11 protein-coding genes are annotated in these 15,712 nt (G+C 47.2%); 6 read left to right on the top strand and 5 right to left on the bottom strand.

Annotated elements, in window-relative coordinates; genetic code table 11:
• Window positions 1-98: 98 nt before the first annotated feature.
• Entirely contained in the window at window positions 99-479 is a 381-nt protein-coding gene (locus EDC56_RS05410; RefSeq protein ID WP_162844088.1) for a hypothetical protein, read from the top strand.
• A gap of 93 nt (window positions 480-572) precedes the next feature.
• On the opposite strand, the gene iadA is transcribed toward EDC56_RS05410, so the two are convergent.
• Entirely contained in the window at window positions 573-1,727 is a 1,155-nt protein-coding gene (gene iadA / locus EDC56_RS05405) for a beta-aspartyl-peptidase (RefSeq protein WP_123711459.1), read from the bottom strand.
• Window positions 1,728-1,737: 10 nt separating this feature from the next.
• Window positions 1,738-3,210: a Na+/H+ antiporter NhaC gene (gene nhaC, locus EDC56_RS05400; protein ID WP_123711458.1), complete on the bottom strand. Its 1,473-nt coding sequence runs from the start codon at window positions 3,208-3,210 to the stop codon at window positions 1,738-1,740.
• Between the two features lie 735 nt (window positions 3,211-3,945).
• Between nhaC and EDC56_RS05395 the strand changes: the two genes are divergently transcribed.
• The gene (locus tag EDC56_RS05395) at window positions 3,946-4,341 is read left to right on the top strand and encodes a hypothetical protein (protein WP_148059326.1); all 396 of its coding nucleotides are present in this window, start codon (window positions 3,946-3,948) and stop codon (window positions 4,339-4,341) included.
• Window positions 4,342-4,568: 227 nt separating this feature from the next.
• Here the strand turns inward: EDC56_RS05395 and EDC56_RS05390 are convergent, their stop codons facing one another.
• Together EDC56_RS05390 and EDC56_RS05385 are read right to left on the bottom strand one after the other, a co-directional pair.
• Window positions 4,569-6,422: a BspA family leucine-rich repeat surface protein gene (locus tag EDC56_RS05390; RefSeq protein WP_211333565.1), complete on the bottom strand. Its 1,854-nt coding sequence runs from the start codon at window positions 6,420-6,422 to the stop codon at window positions 4,569-4,571.
• Window positions 6,423-6,999: 577 nt separating this feature from the next.
• A complete protein-coding gene (locus EDC56_RS05385; RefSeq protein ID WP_162844087.1) occupies window positions 7,000-8,892 on the bottom strand; it encodes a BspA family leucine-rich repeat surface protein in 1,893 nt (630 codons plus the stop codon).
• A 334-nt stretch (window positions 8,893-9,226) separates the two neighbouring features.
• On the opposite strand from EDC56_RS05385, the gene EDC56_RS05380 reads away from it, so the two are divergent.
• From EDC56_RS05380 to EDC56_RS05365, 4 genes are all read left to right on the top strand, one after another.
• Window positions 9,227-9,529 (top strand): c-type cytochrome, encoded by a 303-nt coding sequence (locus tag EDC56_RS05380; RefSeq protein WP_211333564.1) that lies wholly within the window; start codon window positions 9,227-9,229, stop codon window positions 9,527-9,529.
• Window positions 9,530-9,625: 96 nt separating this feature from the next.
• Complete coding sequence (locus EDC56_RS05375; protein ID WP_123711453.1) at window positions 9,626-10,321, top strand: aspartate/glutamate racemase family protein; 696 nt, start codon at window positions 9,626-9,628, stop codon at window positions 10,319-10,321.
• 413 nt (window positions 10,322-10,734) lie between these two features.
• The gene (locus EDC56_RS05370; RefSeq protein ID WP_123711790.1) at window positions 10,735-12,141 is read left to right on the top strand and encodes a uracil-xanthine permease family protein; all 1,407 of its coding nucleotides are present in this window, start codon (window positions 10,735-10,737) and stop codon (window positions 12,139-12,141) included.
• Window positions 12,142-12,374: 233 nt separating this feature from the next.
• Entirely contained in the window at window positions 12,375-13,733 is a 1,359-nt protein-coding gene (locus tag EDC56_RS05365; protein ID WP_123711452.1) for an 8-oxoguanine deaminase, read from the top strand.
• A 162-nt stretch (window positions 13,734-13,895) separates the two neighbouring features.
• Here EDC56_RS05365 and EDC56_RS05360 read toward each other — a convergent pair whose 3' ends face one another.
• Window positions 13,896-15,128: a chitinase gene (locus tag EDC56_RS05360; RefSeq protein ID WP_123711451.1), complete on the bottom strand. Its 1,233-nt coding sequence runs from the start codon at window positions 15,126-15,128 to the stop codon at window positions 13,896-13,898.
• Window positions 15,129-15,712: the final 584 nt, after the last annotated feature.

Below are 15,712 nucleotides of genomic sequence, written 5' to 3'. Positions count from 1 at the left end.
TAATGAAGCTGAGAATAATCTTTATATTAGTAGCTATTGTTTTGTTTTTTAACTACTCCTTGACTGACAGAACCATTTCTGGGCCTGAGGTGAAAGAGATGTTGGATGCTATTAAGTCTGCAGGCCGTGATAGGGATTCTGTTAAATTGACATCATTCTTTACGAGTGATGCTGTTATCGTTATCGACTTGCCTGCCAACATGGGAGGTAGGATGGAAATGGGTGTGACGCAATATAGAGAGCAGTTAAGTCAGACTTGGTCATTACCAGCTGAGTTTACTTTTGATGTTGAGGATGAGTCTTATACCATCTCTAAAGATGGTAAGTCTGCCGAGGCATCAAGCACCATGATTGAAGAGGTCATGATGGGCGGGCGCGTAATTATTAGCTCAAGGAGTAAAGAGGAAATGCGTATTGTTGCGGTTGATGGCAAGCCTGCGATATCGAATGTCTATGCCAAGATTACATTTAATCAGTGAGATGCAGTAAGATTTTCGTAATCGTTGATTCTTGCTCTTTGGTTTTAACCCTAACGGAATCCTTTACCATTAGGGTTATTGATCGTCGCGGAGCTACTCGAACATATTCTTAATTAAGCTCTGACCATCTTTGAATACACACTGGCCTTTGGCCCAGGTTTGATCAAGGCTCAGGTCGTCATTTAGAATGATCAAGTCGGCGTCGTAGCCGACCTCTAGCCGCCCCTTGGCGGGCAGCTTCAGCCATTCGGCGACGTTAACGGTAATCGGTATCAACGCCTCGCTGATGCTAAAGCCTGCCTTAACCTGCTGTTGCAGTAACGCTAATAAGTTATCTTGTTCTGCGACACCAATACCGGTCATCTCGCCGCTATCATTGAAGATAGGCATTGATCCCTGGGCGTCGGTAGAAAGCGTGATATTGCGCGGGTCGATACCGGCCTCCTTGGCCATCTCTAACGCTGTTATCGTATGTACACAGTTATCCCCGGTGTTGTAGCCGGCGGTTAGATCGATACGGCCGCCGAGCTTTGCCCACCTCAACGCCTCTGCATAGAGGTCCTGGGTGCGGTTTACGTGGGTGGGGATAAACTGTTGTGGCGGTATGGCGGCATCCTTCTGGGCCTTGAACAGCAGATCTAAACGGCTGGGTGCTCCGCCCATGTGCAGTGTCAGTGTGCCCGCCTTGCCGGATAGTATGCCTGCAATGCGGCAGTCACTGGCAAGACGAACAAACTCATCGAAGCTAACATGGGGGGCTCGGTGATCTGAGAGGGCTAGCTTGAGCCCAATACAGCGCTCTACATAGAGGATATCGTTACGTACGCTACCGGTCACCGTCGGGCTAGGGATGTTGTAGGCACCGGTGAGCATCCAGGCGCTAATGCCTTCCTCTGTTAAGGCGCGTGCCTTGGCATTGAGTGTCGCCGGGTGCCGCGTGTCAGAGTCGGTGCCTAACAGACCTAACACCGTAGTTACACCGTGCTTGACGATGTTTGACACCTGTATTTCTGGCGTTCGCGAGGCGAAGCCGCCTTCTCCGCCACCACCGATCAGGTGGACGTGTTGATCAACCAGGCCGGGGGTGACAATGCGTCCCTCAAGGTCGATCGCCGTCAGTCCCGGTAGCGAGACCTGTTGGGCCAGCTTGGCGGCATAGGCGTGGATCTTGTTGCCGATCACTAAGATATCGACGATACCCTGATCGTCAGGCGTGTAAAGGCGGGCATTTTTCAATAAGTAGGACATGGTATTCTCTCTATGCTAGCGAGCGTTCGGTATTATCGTCGGCGTCAGTGCTAGCAGTAACAGCTGGTTCGGGAGCAATCTTCTCGATCTTGAAGTCGGTGTAGGCGTAGATAATGGCAAAGATAAAGCCGGTGTAGCACAGCACAGCCCAGGGTAAGTAGTCGAGTACGGGGACACCGAGGGTCGAGGCCATATAGACACCGGCCATTGACCAAGGCACTAACGGTACGATGACGGTGCCTGAGTCCTCGAGGGTGCGAGAGAGGTTCTTGGCCGCTAAGCCCCGCTTACGATAGACATCGCGGTACATCTCGCCAGGTACGATAATCGATAGGTAGGACGAGCCAGTGACAACGGCCATGGTAATACATGAGAGGACGGTGGTGGCAATGAGGCTGCCTGTCGACTTCACACGCCTCGTTAGCGCCTCGAGAATGACCTCGAGGGCACCGGCCTTGCTCATGATGCCGGCGAAGGCGAAGGCGCAAAAGGCGATCAGTGTGGTGGCCATCATCGACATCATGCCGCCACGGTTAATCAGTTTTGTGACATCCCAGATCACCGCACCACTATCAAAGCCTTCACGGTGCACCATTGAAACGTTAAAGCCAGTAATCATTGAGTTAAAGCCATCTTGAGCACTGAAGCCTTGAATGCAGCAGCCTAATAGAAAGGCCACGAATGAAGCGGCGAGCATCACGGGTAGAGTTGGCCACTTAAGTACGGCACCGCCCAAGACAATCACTAGCGGTAGTATCAGGATAATGTTCCAGTGGTACATGGTATCAAGGCTCTGCAGCATGATACGCATTTTCTCTGGTGTTGCGATGGTGGTGGAGCTGGTGACAAAGTCGCCTGTGCCGACAAAGTAATATACCAGTAACGATAAAACCAATGCCGGTACCGTGGTGTAAAGCATGTGTCCGATGTGCTCATACAATGTTGAGCCGGCTGCTATTGGTGCCAAGTTGGTGGTATCGGAAAGAGGGGAGATCTTATCGCCAAAGAAGGCGCCAGAGATAATGGCACCAGCGGCTGCCGGTAGTGATACACCTAGGCCAGTGGCAATGCCAATAAAGGCAACGCCTACGGTGCCAACGGCGCCCCAGCTAGTACCGGTCATAATAGACACCATGGCAGAGCCGAGGCAGGCGATAATCAAAATATAGTTTGGATTGATATACTGTAGGCCGTAATAAATGACCATCGGGATAGTGCCTGAGAACATCCAGGTGCCGATCATCATGCCGACTGAGATCAAGATCAGTGTGGCGGGCATGCCGTCGTTGATTTTTTCAACGATGCCCTTATGCATGCTATCCCAGCTAACACCGGCGCGTAGGGCTATCAGGCCTGCAATAATCGTGGCAATGATAAGCAATGGCTCAGAGCGAAAATGGTAGTATCCATAACCTATGCCCAATAAGAGTAGCATGGCAACAACAGGCAATAAGGCCTCAGCTAAGGTCAACTTCTTAGTCATATAATTCTCTAATAATTGGTTAACAAGAAACGACAAGAAGAGGGTAGCTGCTCTCTTGCTCGTTATCCGATGTCTGGCCTCCATGCAGAAAAATATCCTAGCACCCCAAATGGCATTACCGAAGGTGCTGACGGGGCTCTAGCGATTATCGTGGTTGTTTATGCTTGTGTTGGTTGCGCGCAATGCAAGGCCATAGCTGGCTTGTAGCCAATTATTACAATTTGCCAATACTATCTGACTATTCCAGAATTTTATCGACAGCATCAAAAAAAGAGCTGGCTAGCAGTCTTGAATAACGCGCTGGTTCGTCGTTTGTAGGTGGGTTATGTGTTACTAGAATCCACTTGTAGTTAATTTTACCTGTGCAGAAAATGTCAGAATAAAATTATCAATGTTGAAAATAGGAAAGAGAATAATTATCAATATAATTAAAGGTCGTGTTGCCTGTGAATTGTTAGAGCAAGCAGAATATGGCTCGGTGAGTGTTAATTATTCATGCTTGTGTGAGAGGCTGGCGAAATATTTTTTGAAAGAGGGTGTGATTTTTTAATTGATTTAAATCCATTTAAGAGTCAGGTTTTGACCTTAATATGTTTTCATATAAAACATTTGGCGGGCTGGAGTGGGGCATGCGCTATGTGATGTCTTTAATCGATGAAATTGAAAGATAAGGTGAAATCATGGGGTAGCAGGTATACTGTCGCTTCGGTGGGCTTGTTATGTGTGAGATGAACAATGAAGTTTCTTAAGTATTTTCTGTGGGTAGTAATAGCGTTGTTGCTATCGGGAATAATCTATCTGGCCTCGATGTCTTACTTTAGCGGTTCGCACACCCGCTACTGCCCCCTGTCGCACCGATTAGATGACTTATCGCGGTGCTTTGTACTCGACCGTCTCGGTGACAGGACGTTGGTGCAGCATGGCAGCTTAAATGCCGGTGACTTCTATTTAGAGGTCATCGATGATGGCGTGTCAAAGACGTTTCAGTTCCCTGACTCTATTAATGCGGTTGGTGAGAATGCCTATTCTGCTAAGCTGGTTGACGGTGAAGAGGGCTTTGTGCTGATTAATGGCAACAAGTTTATGCTAAAAAAATACCAAGCTAGGCAGTTCGATCATGGTGATCACTAGTGTTTACTGCCGCATCGTCGCTGATGTTCCTCTGGTGTTATAGGCAGGTTAGCCCTGACTTGCAGTCGTTTTCAATCGTTTTATTGTGTGCTCATGATGATTTATCCGCACGAGAACAGGTTTTAAGGCCGGCTTGTCCGCCGGCGTTTAACATTCGTCCTTGCAGCCCATCTTTCTTGGGTTGCTGAGTGTTTTTGTAGAAGAGCACGATCTTCTGAGTAAGGTGCTTACATATGTTTTTGCTCTTCTAGCAGACCAGCAACTCTCTGTGACACGGATTTATAGGCCTTAACGCGAAAGAAGCGTAGAGCCTGCATACCTACTTGCATATCGCAGTCGTAGCCATCTTTGTCGGCGCTATCACACTGGTCGTATTTGCTAGCAATATCGCTATGTTGAATAAAGTCACCAAGCTTAACAGTACTTATAATCACTTTTGTTGATTGCATGGCATTGTCGAGAGTATGAGCCCTGTCAGCAGTCATCCTTTCTCCTTCTTTCCAATCTTTGGGGAAATCTACGATGTAGCTTTTTAGGATTGTTGTTTCATGCGCATTGAGCACTTCAGACGCGATCTCTGAGAGCTCTCTGGAGGCTCTGGGGTCGTCAACTGCAATACTAGTGTAGAGGAAGAGATTGTAAGACTCATTCATATACTTCAGTGCGCTAGCCTTACTAATGCCGTTTCCATTAAGAGGGTTGCTGAACGCTTCTTCAATGGCGTCGTGTTCTATCTGTTTAACAAGTTCGATTAATTGATATTCCTCGTTGGCTACTCTCACCTTTTCAAAGTACTGGCTTTTTTGCTTTTCAGACATTTTGTCGACGGCAGACTTTACCTGCTTGTAACTATTAATCGTATCTCTGGTAACTGGCTGGCTAAGAGGGGGGAGCACATAATTATACAGGTCATCACCATAGGGGTTTTTGACGGGTGTTGTAGCTAAGTAATTTTGGTACCGTTTATCTATATCCGTTAGTGTGTCGAGCGCTTTGGCAATGAGTTTATCGAACGTCCAGCTAATAGTAATAAAAGAGGGTTTATTTTCTTCCTCTAGAGAGCTATTAAGGGAAAAATCACGATGAGAGCAGGTTTTATCGACATTCCAGTTTGAGAGAGACTGGTTGAAGGAGGTTGCCTGTGAAAACATTGAGTCCATCGAGGTAACATTTGAGGTGTCCCAGTTGCCGATAGGCTGATTAAACATTTTTGCCTTGTTAAACATGAGTATCATATAACGTACGCTTGAGGTGTCCCAGTCATCAATGGGTTGGTTGAATGCATAGGCCTTATAGAACATGGCGAACATTGATTTGACGTTTGAGGTGTCCCAATCGCCAATATCTTGGTTGAATGCCTCTGCGCCATTAAACATAGTATCCATAAGCGTGACGTTTTCGGTGTCCCAGTTACCGATAGGTTGGTTAAAGGATTTTGCCTCGGCAAACATGGACGCCATTTCAGTGACGTTTTCGGTGTTCCATTGGCCAATAGGTTGATTAAAGGCCCTCGCAGCAGAAAACATCCTCGACATGTTGGTGACGTTAGAGGTGTCCCAGTTGTTAATGGGTTGGTTAAATGCTTCGGCGAAGCTAAACATGCCGAACATGTCTGTTACATTTGCGGTGTTCCAGTCGCCAATAGGTTGGTTGAATGCGCTAGCGCCAGAAAACAGCTGACGCATCGTCGTTACATGAGAGGTGTCCCAGTCGCCGATAGGCTGGTTGAATGATGTTACGCTTTTACTGCCATCCGACTCCTGAACTGCTTCCTCGAATGCATTGGCATCCATAAACAAGCGCTCCATAGAGGTGACGTGGCTGGTGCAGAAGCGAAGCTCACCCGATTGAAGTGCTTGAAGGTTTTTGCTGTCCTGGATGGTTGTGTTGTCAACCACCAGGTAAGTGGCGTTGTCATGTGTAAACCTGGTGCCGACGTCTCTGTCGTTACAGGTAACCGCTGTGCTTGTTTTAGTGCTACTTACCGCTTTATTTTTCTGCGAGCTGCTATCAGGCGCTTGCTCGCAGCCGGATAAAATACTGCCGAGAAGTAGCGTGATCAAAACGATTTTCATTGCCATTACACAGTGGTCCATTTTTCTACGTGATATTTGAGTTGTTACTTATAGTGCACAGAGTTCGCCATTAAAAGATTGTTGCTAGGTCAATGCTTGATCAACTAAATCGTGCGGAGTTAGTCCAGGTTGAAAATCATGGAACTAGAGCTGATGAAAAGTGTGAGAGATTATCACTGATAGTTTTTCTTTGTTTATTCAGTAATTTCTCGTTCCTTAGTGTTAAGGCAAGCCCTGCTGTTGCGTGCATTAAAGGCTATGATAAACGACGCAGTATGTGCGTGTTTGGATTTGGTTAAGCAACTCAGGGATTTTAAATCGGGAGAGCGAAAATATCTGGTCATGTCATCGATGGCAATGGCACTGTCAGAGGCCGATATTGAAAACCTGTCGACCTACTTTTCCAGAATTGAACCTTTAAGCCGGTTAATTTCTGCGCTTATTTTTAGCTATAAACTGTTGTGCTCTCGGCTTTATGATTTAGCGCCAGTGCCGCTTCTATTTGGAAAGGTTAGCCCTGCCTTGTTATCGCTCTCAATTGAGTTCCTTTGCTATAACACTGCCGCCTTATTGCAGGCGGTCACTACCTGTGCATTTCCTCTTCTAACTGATCGGCAATTCTTTTTGACACGCTTCCTGCGGCCATAAAACGAAAGAGCTGCAGCGATTTTGTACCGCACTCGTAACTATCTTTGCTGTCGCTATCGCAGTTAGGGAACTGACTGGCAATATCGCTGTGCTGAATGAAATCGCCCAACGCCCTAATGCTTTCAATCACAGTTTGTGTGTGGGTAACTTCATTGAATTGCTTCAGCTGCTTATCGGCATTGCTGTCTTTACTTTTCCATGCGCTGAAATCATTCTTGATGTAATCTCTGACGGCTCTAATCTCGCGATCATAGAGTAAATTGGATGCGAGTGGCGAGAGCTCTCTCGAGGCTCTTGGATCGTCGGTCACAAAGCCTACATAGAGGTATAAATTGTAAAAATCATCTACCTCTTTTAAAACGCCGGCTTTGTTGAGTTCTTTCCCTTGCCATTTACTGGCAACATGGCCGGGGATAAATTGGGCCAGTGCCTTTGTATTATTGTCGCTGAAGATCTCCTCGACCATATTATACTCAACTTGTTTGACCTGTTGTGTAAGTTGATAGTAGTCATTAACTGATTGGGTGGATTGAAAGTACCGTGCCTTTTTCTCATCGGTCATGCTATCGACGGCAGATCTTACTTGTTTGTAGCTGTTAATTGTATCGTTAGTAACGGGCTGGCTAAGGAAGGGCGCAACATAGCGATAGAGCTCATCACCAAAGGGGTTGTCTACGACCTTTGTAGCTATGGTTACAGTCATGGCTGGGTCATCTAGATACTTGAGTGTATCGAGTGCCTTGGCGGCGAGCTTATCTCGCGTCCAGGTAATAGTAATAAATGAGGGCTTGTTGTTTTCTTTTAAGGGACTGGAGAGGGCGAAATTCTGATGGGTACAGGTATTCTCAACGTTCCAGCTTGAGAGGGGCTGATTGAAGGACGTTGCCTGTGAAAACATCGCGTCCATCGAGGTAACACTCGAGGTATTCCAGCGGCCGATAGGTTGATCGAATGACTTCGCCCCAGCAAATACTTCGTTCATGTAGCGTACCCTGGAGGTGTCCCAGTCTGCAATGGGCTGATTAAATGCGTCGGCTTCATTGAACATAGCGTACATAGTGGTGACGTTAGAGGTGTTCCAGTCGCCAATAGCTTGGTCGAATACTATCGCTGCTCTAAACATTGCGCCCATATTGCTGACACTTGAGACGTCCCATTTGCCAATCGGCTGGTTAAAGGCCGTTGCTCCACTAAACATAGAGCCCATATTGGTCGTGTTTGAGGTATCCCATTGGCCAATGGCTTGATTGAAGGCTGCTGCGCCACTGAACATGGCGAACATGGAGGTGACGCTTGAGGTGTCCCAGTCGCCAATGGCTTGGTCGAATGCTTTGGCGTCAGTAAACATGAACTCCATCGTTGTCACGTGCGAGGTATCCCAATCGCCGATGGGCTGGTTGAATGTCTTGGCACCACTAAAGAGGTAATCCATTGCTGTTACATGCGAGGTGTCCCAATCGCCGATAGGTTGGTTGAACCCTGCGGTACTCTTGGTCTTGTCCTGAGCGCTAGTCTCTTGACCGAATGCATTGGCATCCTTAAATAAACCACTCATTGTCGTGACGTGGCTGGTGCAGAAGCGAAGCTCACCCGATTCAAGTGCTTGAAGGTTTTTGCTGTCCTGGATGGTTGTGTTGTCAACCACCAGGTAAGTGGCGTTGTCATGTGTAAACCTGGTGCCGACGTCTCTGTCGTTACAGGTAACCGCAGTGCTTGTTTTAGCGCTACTTACCGCTTTATTTTTTTGCGAGCTGCTATCAGGCGCTTGCTCGCAGCCGGATAAAATACTGCCGAAAAGTAGCGTGATAAAAACGATTCTCATTGCCATTACACAGTGGTCCATTTTTCTACGTGATATTTGAGTTGTTACTTATAGTGCACAGAGTTCGTCATTAAAAGATTGTTGCTAGGTCAATGCTTGATCAACTAAATCGTGCGGAGTTAGTCCAGGTTAAAATTCATGGAACTAGAACTGATGAAAATCGTGAGAGATTATCACTGATAGTTTTTCTTTGTTAATCCACTGATTTGTCGCCCCTTAGTGTTAAGGCAAAGCCTGCTGTTGCGTGCGTTACAGGCTATGATAAAAGCCGCAGTATGTGCGTGTGTAGTCACGACATTAAACTGCGCCATAGAATTTTCAATCATAAAAGGAGTTAAATATGATGAAGTCTTTAGCAACAATGGGTGTTTTAGCCCTTATTAGCGGCTCAGCTGTCGCTGCAGATATCGCCGCTGGGAAAAGGCAGTCTGCGATGTGTGGAGCCTGTCATGGCGCGACGGGTATTAGTGCCATACCGATGTATCCAAACTTAGCGGGGCAGAAAGCGCTTTATTTGGCTAAACAGCTCAGGGACTTTAAGTCGGGAGAGCGAAAAGATCCGGTCATGTCATCGATGGCAATGGCGCTGTCAGAGGCCGATATTGAAAACCTATCGGCTTACTACTCCAACTTTAAACCTTAGTTCTCGTTAATTTCTGCGCTTATTTTTTTTAGCTATAAGCTGTTAGGATGGGGGTCACGTAAAGCGTAGTTGCCCCTTTCAAAGTGAGTCTTAAGTATGCATAAAAAAATAGGCATTATTGGTGGTTTAAGTCCAGAATCAACAGTAAGTTACTACCTTCATATTACCCGCTCCTATGTCGAAAAATTTGGGGACTATGGTTACCCTGAGATTGTGATCTATAGTGTTAACCTAAAAAAATACCATTACTGGCGTAGTGAGGGGCGGTGGGACTTAATTACCGAAGACCTGGTTGCCGCAGCGAATAAGCTCAAAGTGGCTGGTGCCGATTTTGCTCTTATTGCGACAAATACTATGCATAAAGTATTTAATGAGGTGCAACTTTCTGCTTCGCTTCCTCTCATTGATTTGATCAATGCCACCGCTAAAGAGGTGGCTGATAAAAAAGTAAAGACGGTTGCGCTATTGGGTACAAAGTTTACCATGAGCGAAAATTTCTATAGGCAGCGGTTAGAGAGTCATGGTTTAAAAGTGATAGTTCCATCACTTGCTGATCAAGAGATAATCCATCGCATCATTGTCGATGAGTTGGTTCGTGGTGTTTTTTTACAAAAATCTAAAGCTGAATACATTAGCATTATTGGGCAGTTGCTACAGCAAGGTGCTGAAGGGGTTATTCTAGGTTGTACCGAAATCCCATTGTTAATAAAGCCTGAAGATTGTCATTTTCCCGTTTTTGATACCGCTAAGATCCATGCAGAGGAAGCCTTGCTCTGCGCTGTTAATCGCTGACCGATAAACAGTCAAGCCCTCCTGCAGCGGTCGAGGGCAATATCTGCTTCGCGTCACGAATTTGTCGTTAAAACCTGTTAATTTGGTCAGGTATTTGCGGGGGTTTCTTACAGAATAAAGGGGTAATCTCCGTTTCTTTCGATTGAAGTGCCTCAATATAGTGCGTCTATCGATGGGCGCTAGAATGCCTCGAACAAGCTCTTATTGTACAAAAGCGTCGTGATCGTGGGGCGATTATGTGACGTTTTACTCGCACTCAACAGCTGTTTAGTTCAGCGTTTGTTTTTATTTTGATGATCATTTGTTTAGTTGTATCGAATTTTATTATCGGTAAGGATAACTTTCTAAATATAACAAAAATGCTACTGAGTGATGCTTTTCTGCTCGCAATTAGCACGATAAAGGGGTGTGAAATGACTGATAAGGTCGCAGGTCAATCGTCTGGGCTTATTTATTCGCTAGAGGATAAACCGCCTCTAGCACACTCCGTTTATGCCTCGATTCAACACATATTGGCCAGTTTTGTTGGCCTGATTACCCCGGCGCTAATCATTGGCGCGACGCTGGGTTTGCATGAGCAAATACCTTACTTAATTAGTATGGCCTTAATGGTTAGCGGCGTAGGCACGTTTATTCAGGCGCGCAGAGTCGGCCCGATCGGTGCCGGCATGCTCTGTGTGCAAGGTACGAGTTTTGCTTTTTTAGGTTCGGTGATTGCCGCAGGTTTTATTGCTAAGTCCAATGGGGGGGGGCCGGATGAGATACTGTCGCTGATTTTTGGTGTCTGTTTCTTTGGCGCCTTCTTCGAGATTTTTTTATCGTTCTATATCGAAAAGCTGCAGCAGGTCATTACGCCGCTGGTGTCTGGTATTGTTATCACCATCATCGGTGTGTCGTTGATTCAGGTCGGGGTGACGGATTTGGCCGGTGGCCATGGTGCGGAGACGTTTGGCGATCCGAAAAACCTACTGGTAGGGGCGACGGCGGTTGTGGTGATTATTGCGATGAACTGCTCGTCTAATCTGCTGGTTCGCCTATCAGCGATCTTTGTGGGTATCGGTGTCGGCTGGCTACTTTCACTGGCTCTCGGTACCGCGGAGATGGGAAGTTTTGATGGGGTTGCGCTAGTGAGTATACCCATCCCATTTAAATATGGTTTCAGTTTTGATTGGATGGCGTTTGTCCCCGTGTGTATTGTCTACGTTATTACTACGCTAGAAACAGCGGGCGATATTACCGCTAACTGTCAAATATCTCAGCAGCCGATCAAGGGTAAGGCGTATTTTAAGCGTCTAAGGTCGGGTATCCTGGGTGATGGTGTCGTCTCTGTGATCGCCTCGACGTTCAATGCCTTTCCCCATACAACGATTAGCCAGAATAACGGTGTCATTCAAATCACTGGCATTGCCAGCCGTCACGTGGGTATGGTTTTGGGTGTCATGTTGATGCTGCTTGGTTTGTTTCCGGCGATAGGGGCCTTCCTGCAGATGATTCCAAAGCCAGCCTTGGGTGGTGCAACTATCGTGCTGTTTGGCACGGTGGCAGCGGCCGGTGTTAAGATCTTGGCCTCGGAGCATTTATGCCGCCGTAAATTATTGATTATGGCTGTTTCGTTTGGTTTTGGTATCGGTGTGACGCTTGTTCCTAACGTGTTTGCTCAGCTTCCTGAGTTGGCGAGAAATATACTATCGTCTCCTGTTACCGCCGGTGGTTTTGCCGCGATAATACTCACGCTTGTGCTACCAGAGGAAAAGCACTCGGACGAAGAATGTGCGGCGAGTGTTGCGTCACCAGACGCTGTGCTGGCGGCAGATAGCTAATGTAGCTTTGCTTGCGTTAAAAATAAAAAAATTAAACGACTATTTACAAACACAGCAGATAGCTTATTATTCTCTGCTTCGGACAGATTAACACGCAAGTCACTGTCAATTGTTTGCTCTAACGAGACAATTGATGTTCGTGTTAATAGCGCTCAGCCTGCCTATTGGGCCATGTCTATTTGTCGATGCAATTATCTCGTGGAGTTCTTTCAGGCTCTTACAAGGAGATAAAAATGACAACGACATGGCTTAAATCGCCTCTGGCATGTTATACCGCGAATCAACAAAATGCTGATAATGGTGTGGTGATTAAAGACGACATCATTATCGAGCTTGTCGCCACAGGCAAGACTCCCAACGTTGCTTATGACCAGATTTACGATGCATCGGCAGCGGTGCTGCTGCCCGGCTTGATCAATACCCATCATCATCTGTATCAGACGCTCACCCGTGCTTTGCCTGCAGCTTTGAATAAGCGTCTATTCCCCTGGCTGGAGGCCCTTTATCCCGTCTGGGCAAATCTTCAGCCGCACATGCTACATGCTGCGACGCGCTTGGGGCTGGCGGAGTTGCTGCTCTCGGGCTGTACGACGGTAGCGGATCACCACTACATTTTTCCGGATTCGTTAACGGAGGCCGTCGATGTGCAGGCGCAGGCGGCCGCCGATATTGGCTGTCGTGTGAGCTTGACCCGTGGTTCGATGAGCTTGGGTAAAGATCAGGGGGGCTTGCCACCGCAGTCCACTGTGCAAAACGATGGTGTGATATTGGATGATTGTGCGCGGGTGATTCGCCAGTATCATCAGCCAGGTCCCGGTGCGATGGTGCAGCTGGCGCTGGCCCCTTGTTCACCGTTCTCTGTGTCGAGTGAGTTGATGCAGGCGACGGCTGAGTTAGCGCGTCATCATGAGGTACGATTACATACCCACCTCGGTGAAACATTTGATGAAAATGATTTCTGCATCGCACGCTTTGGTCTTCGTCCCGTCGATTATCTAGAGTCAGTCGGTTGGCTTAACAGTGATGTATGGCTGGCCCACGGCATTCATTTTAACGATGAAGAAATACGCCGCCTGGGTAAGGCGCAGGTAGGTGTCGCACATTGCCCATCGTCTAACATGCTTCTCGCCTCGGGTATCTGCCGTACCCAGGAGTTGGTCGCGGCGGGGGCTCATGTCGGCCTAGCTGTTGATGGCTCGGCCTCCAATGACGGTTCGAATATGATGCAAGAGCTGCGTCAAGCCCTGTTGATTAACCGTTTGCGCTATCAGGCTGACGAAGTGAGTCATCTCGATGTTCTTTATTGGGCGACAAAGGGGTCTGCGAAAATACTGGGTCGTGATGATATTGGTGAGCTGGCCGTGGGTAAGCAGGCCGATATTGCGCTATTTAAACAAGATGAATTGCGCTTTTCTGGTTCTCACGACCCGCTAGCGGCGTTGATCTTGTGCGGTGCCAGTCAGGCCGACAGTGTGATGGTAGCGGGACAGTGGCGAGTACGGGATGGAAAGCTGTCGCAAACGGATGCAGACGAGTTGATGAGCGAGCATCGTAGTGCAGCGACAGAGCTGGTCTCCATGGCGACACTGTAGTCATTCTTGAATAGAACGTCGAGAAAAGGCCCTATTGCATTGAGGATGCAGTAGGGCCTAGTGGCTCTTCCTTGAAGCCTCAGCTTTCGCTGAACCGGTCAAACTTTCCCGTCAGGATGATAACAACGTATTTGTCGTCATCCTGGGGTTGTCGCTCTTTTGTTACTGGCTGACCACGACGTTAAATTTATCCTCAACACAGCGCTGGTAGTCACCCTTCAGGAACGCCGTGTAAGGTGTTTGGTAGTTGACGAGTTTGCAGGCAAACGAGGCGCCATCCTGTGGGTTGCCGGCGACCCAGGACCAATCTTGCTCCCAGTAAATATTTAATGCCGCTGAGGATGCCTCATCGAAGAACTCCATGTTGGCGCAACCTAGCACCTCATCGTCTGGGATGGGGACGCCTAGGTAGTCAGCTAGCCCTTTATAGTAGTCGATACGGTTTTGTGATTGTTGATGTTCCGTTGCGCCGCCGCACTCGACACCGCCATTGATAATCAGCGTCGTGACGCCAAAGCCAGCCTCACGTCCTGCCGCTATATCACTAGCGTTGGGCTCCCATGTACCGTCGATGACGTGTAGCATGCTGGCCTTAGGAGGCTGGGGATATAAGTAGAAGAAGACGGCGCTAGCGAGGTTCAACCAGGTGTCTGCCACTTTTTCAGGGTTGTCGAGTAGAGTGTTGACATCACCGTAGATGGCCTGTGAAAAGGGGCCATAATTATAGTTGTAACTGAGCTGCTTGGCGCCACGACCAAAGTATGATTTAAAGCTACCGTCTTCAAATGTACCACAGGGCCAGGCTTCACCCTGCCATACCGCCGGGTTGCATTCTGAGTTATACATACCTCTTGAGTCTTCAGTTAGTCCCATTTCACGAACATAAACTAGCCCTTGTTTCCACTCTGGTAAATCAGAGTTGGCATCGTGGCCGCCTGTCTCTTGAGCAAAGTGTGCGAACATTGTCGCTAAGCTTTTGCGACAAATAGCCTCTGCATCTCGGCCATCGTCATAATCACCGCAGAAGGCTGGGAACTTGCCGACCGCTTTTAGAAAATTATCGTAGGTGTATTCTGTGGCGCGTTCGGAAAATAAATCATCCCACATATCGCTATCGATGATGTCTTCGACGCGTTTTACATTTGCAGGGTTGCTGTTTGCGTTGGCGGTAATGGCCTCTACAGTGTCGTTATCTAAAGTACGTATCGAGTCTCTGACATCACCCATTATCTCGGGTTGCTCTGCAATGAGCTGTGCCTCTGTTGCCTCCAGCTCAGCCTGCGTCATCTCGTAGGGGGTGTCAGCAAAAGCGGTGCTGCTAGCAATGGCTAGCGCTATTGCGCAGAGTTTGAATGGCTGGAAATTGGTTTTGGTATTGCTGGTAAGATTGCTCATTGTTACATCCTTTTGTTGTCAGTGTGCCGTGCTGGTGGAGTTATAATTTTTTAGAGAATTATTCTTCCTTGGTTTCGCTGCGGCATTAATTTTTTTGTTACTTAAACTTCGTGTTTAATTGTTAATGAGTTTTTGGTGTTTGCTTTTTATTTTGTCTGCACTGATTAAAGCAATCTAAAATATTTTTTAAAACAGCTTTATGATTAATTATTGGATAGTTTGTTTGCTGCTTGTTTGTTTTGTTGTTGTGAGACGCGGTTGGCGTTTTTATGCTGGTTTATAACCATTTTTTAAAAAATATTCTGAAAATTTCTGCTATAGGGTTTCAGTGTCTTTTAGTTAATGTTCAAGCTGTTTGGTGGCTTTTAGCTGTTTTTGTCTGGTGCGAATATGGTTGCAGAGCTGTGCTGATTGCACACGGTAAAGTTCGTGGGATGTTGGCTTGCTGAGGAAGTGATCTATATCCCTTTTTTCTGATGCGCGACCTAATTACGCTATTATGATGGTATGCCAATACATTGTTTTTTGATTGTGGCGTTAATGTAATGCTTTGCACCCTCGTAGTGTGTTGTAGTAAAGTTTTG

Source organism: Sinobacterium caligoides, from assembly GCF_003752585.1.
Classification (GTDB): Bacteria; Pseudomonadota; Gammaproteobacteria; order Pseudomonadales; family Sinobacteriaceae; genus Sinobacterium; species Sinobacterium caligoides.
The sequence above is the reverse complement of the archived record's forward strand: the minus strand, read 5'-3'. Positions and strand labels throughout refer to the sequence as shown.

Bases quoted from the DNA above. Each gene is read 5' to 3' on its own strand.
- EDC56_RS05410 (WP_162844088.1), top strand. From the start codon at position 99: ATGTTGGATGCTATTAAGTCTGCAGGCCGTGATAGGGATTCTGTTAAA.
- iadA (WP_123711459.1), bottom strand. From the start codon at position 1,727: ATGTCCTACTTATTGAAAAATGCCCGCCTTTACACGCCTGACGATCAG.
- nhaC (WP_123711458.1), bottom strand. From the start codon at position 3,210: ATGACTAAGAAGTTGACCTTAGCTGAGGCCTTATTGCCTGTTGTTGCC.
- EDC56_RS05395 (WP_148059326.1), top strand. From the start codon at position 3,946: ATGAAGTTTCTTAAGTATTTTCTGTGGGTAGTAATAGCGTTGTTGCTA.
- EDC56_RS05390 (WP_211333565.1), bottom strand. From the start codon at position 6,422: ATGGCAATGAAAATCGTTTTGATCACGCTACTTCTCGGCAGTATTTTA.
- EDC56_RS05385 (WP_162844087.1), bottom strand. From the start codon at position 8,892: ATGGCAATGAGAATCGTTTTTATCACGCTACTTTTCGGCAGTATTTTA.
- EDC56_RS05380 (WP_211333564.1), top strand. From the start codon at position 9,227: ATGATGAAGTCTTTAGCAACAATGGGTGTTTTAGCCCTTATTAGCGGC.
- EDC56_RS05375 (WP_123711453.1), top strand. From the start codon at position 9,626: ATGCATAAAAAAATAGGCATTATTGGTGGTTTAAGTCCAGAATCAACA.
- EDC56_RS05370 (WP_123711790.1), top strand. From the start codon at position 10,735: ATGACTGATAAGGTCGCAGGTCAATCGTCTGGGCTTATTTATTCGCTA.
- EDC56_RS05365 (WP_123711452.1), top strand. From the start codon at position 12,375: ATGACAACGACATGGCTTAAATCGCCTCTGGCATGTTATACCGCGAAT.
- EDC56_RS05360 (WP_123711451.1), bottom strand. From the start codon at position 15,128: ATGAGCAATCTTACCAGCAATACCAAAACCAATTTCCAGCCATTCAAA.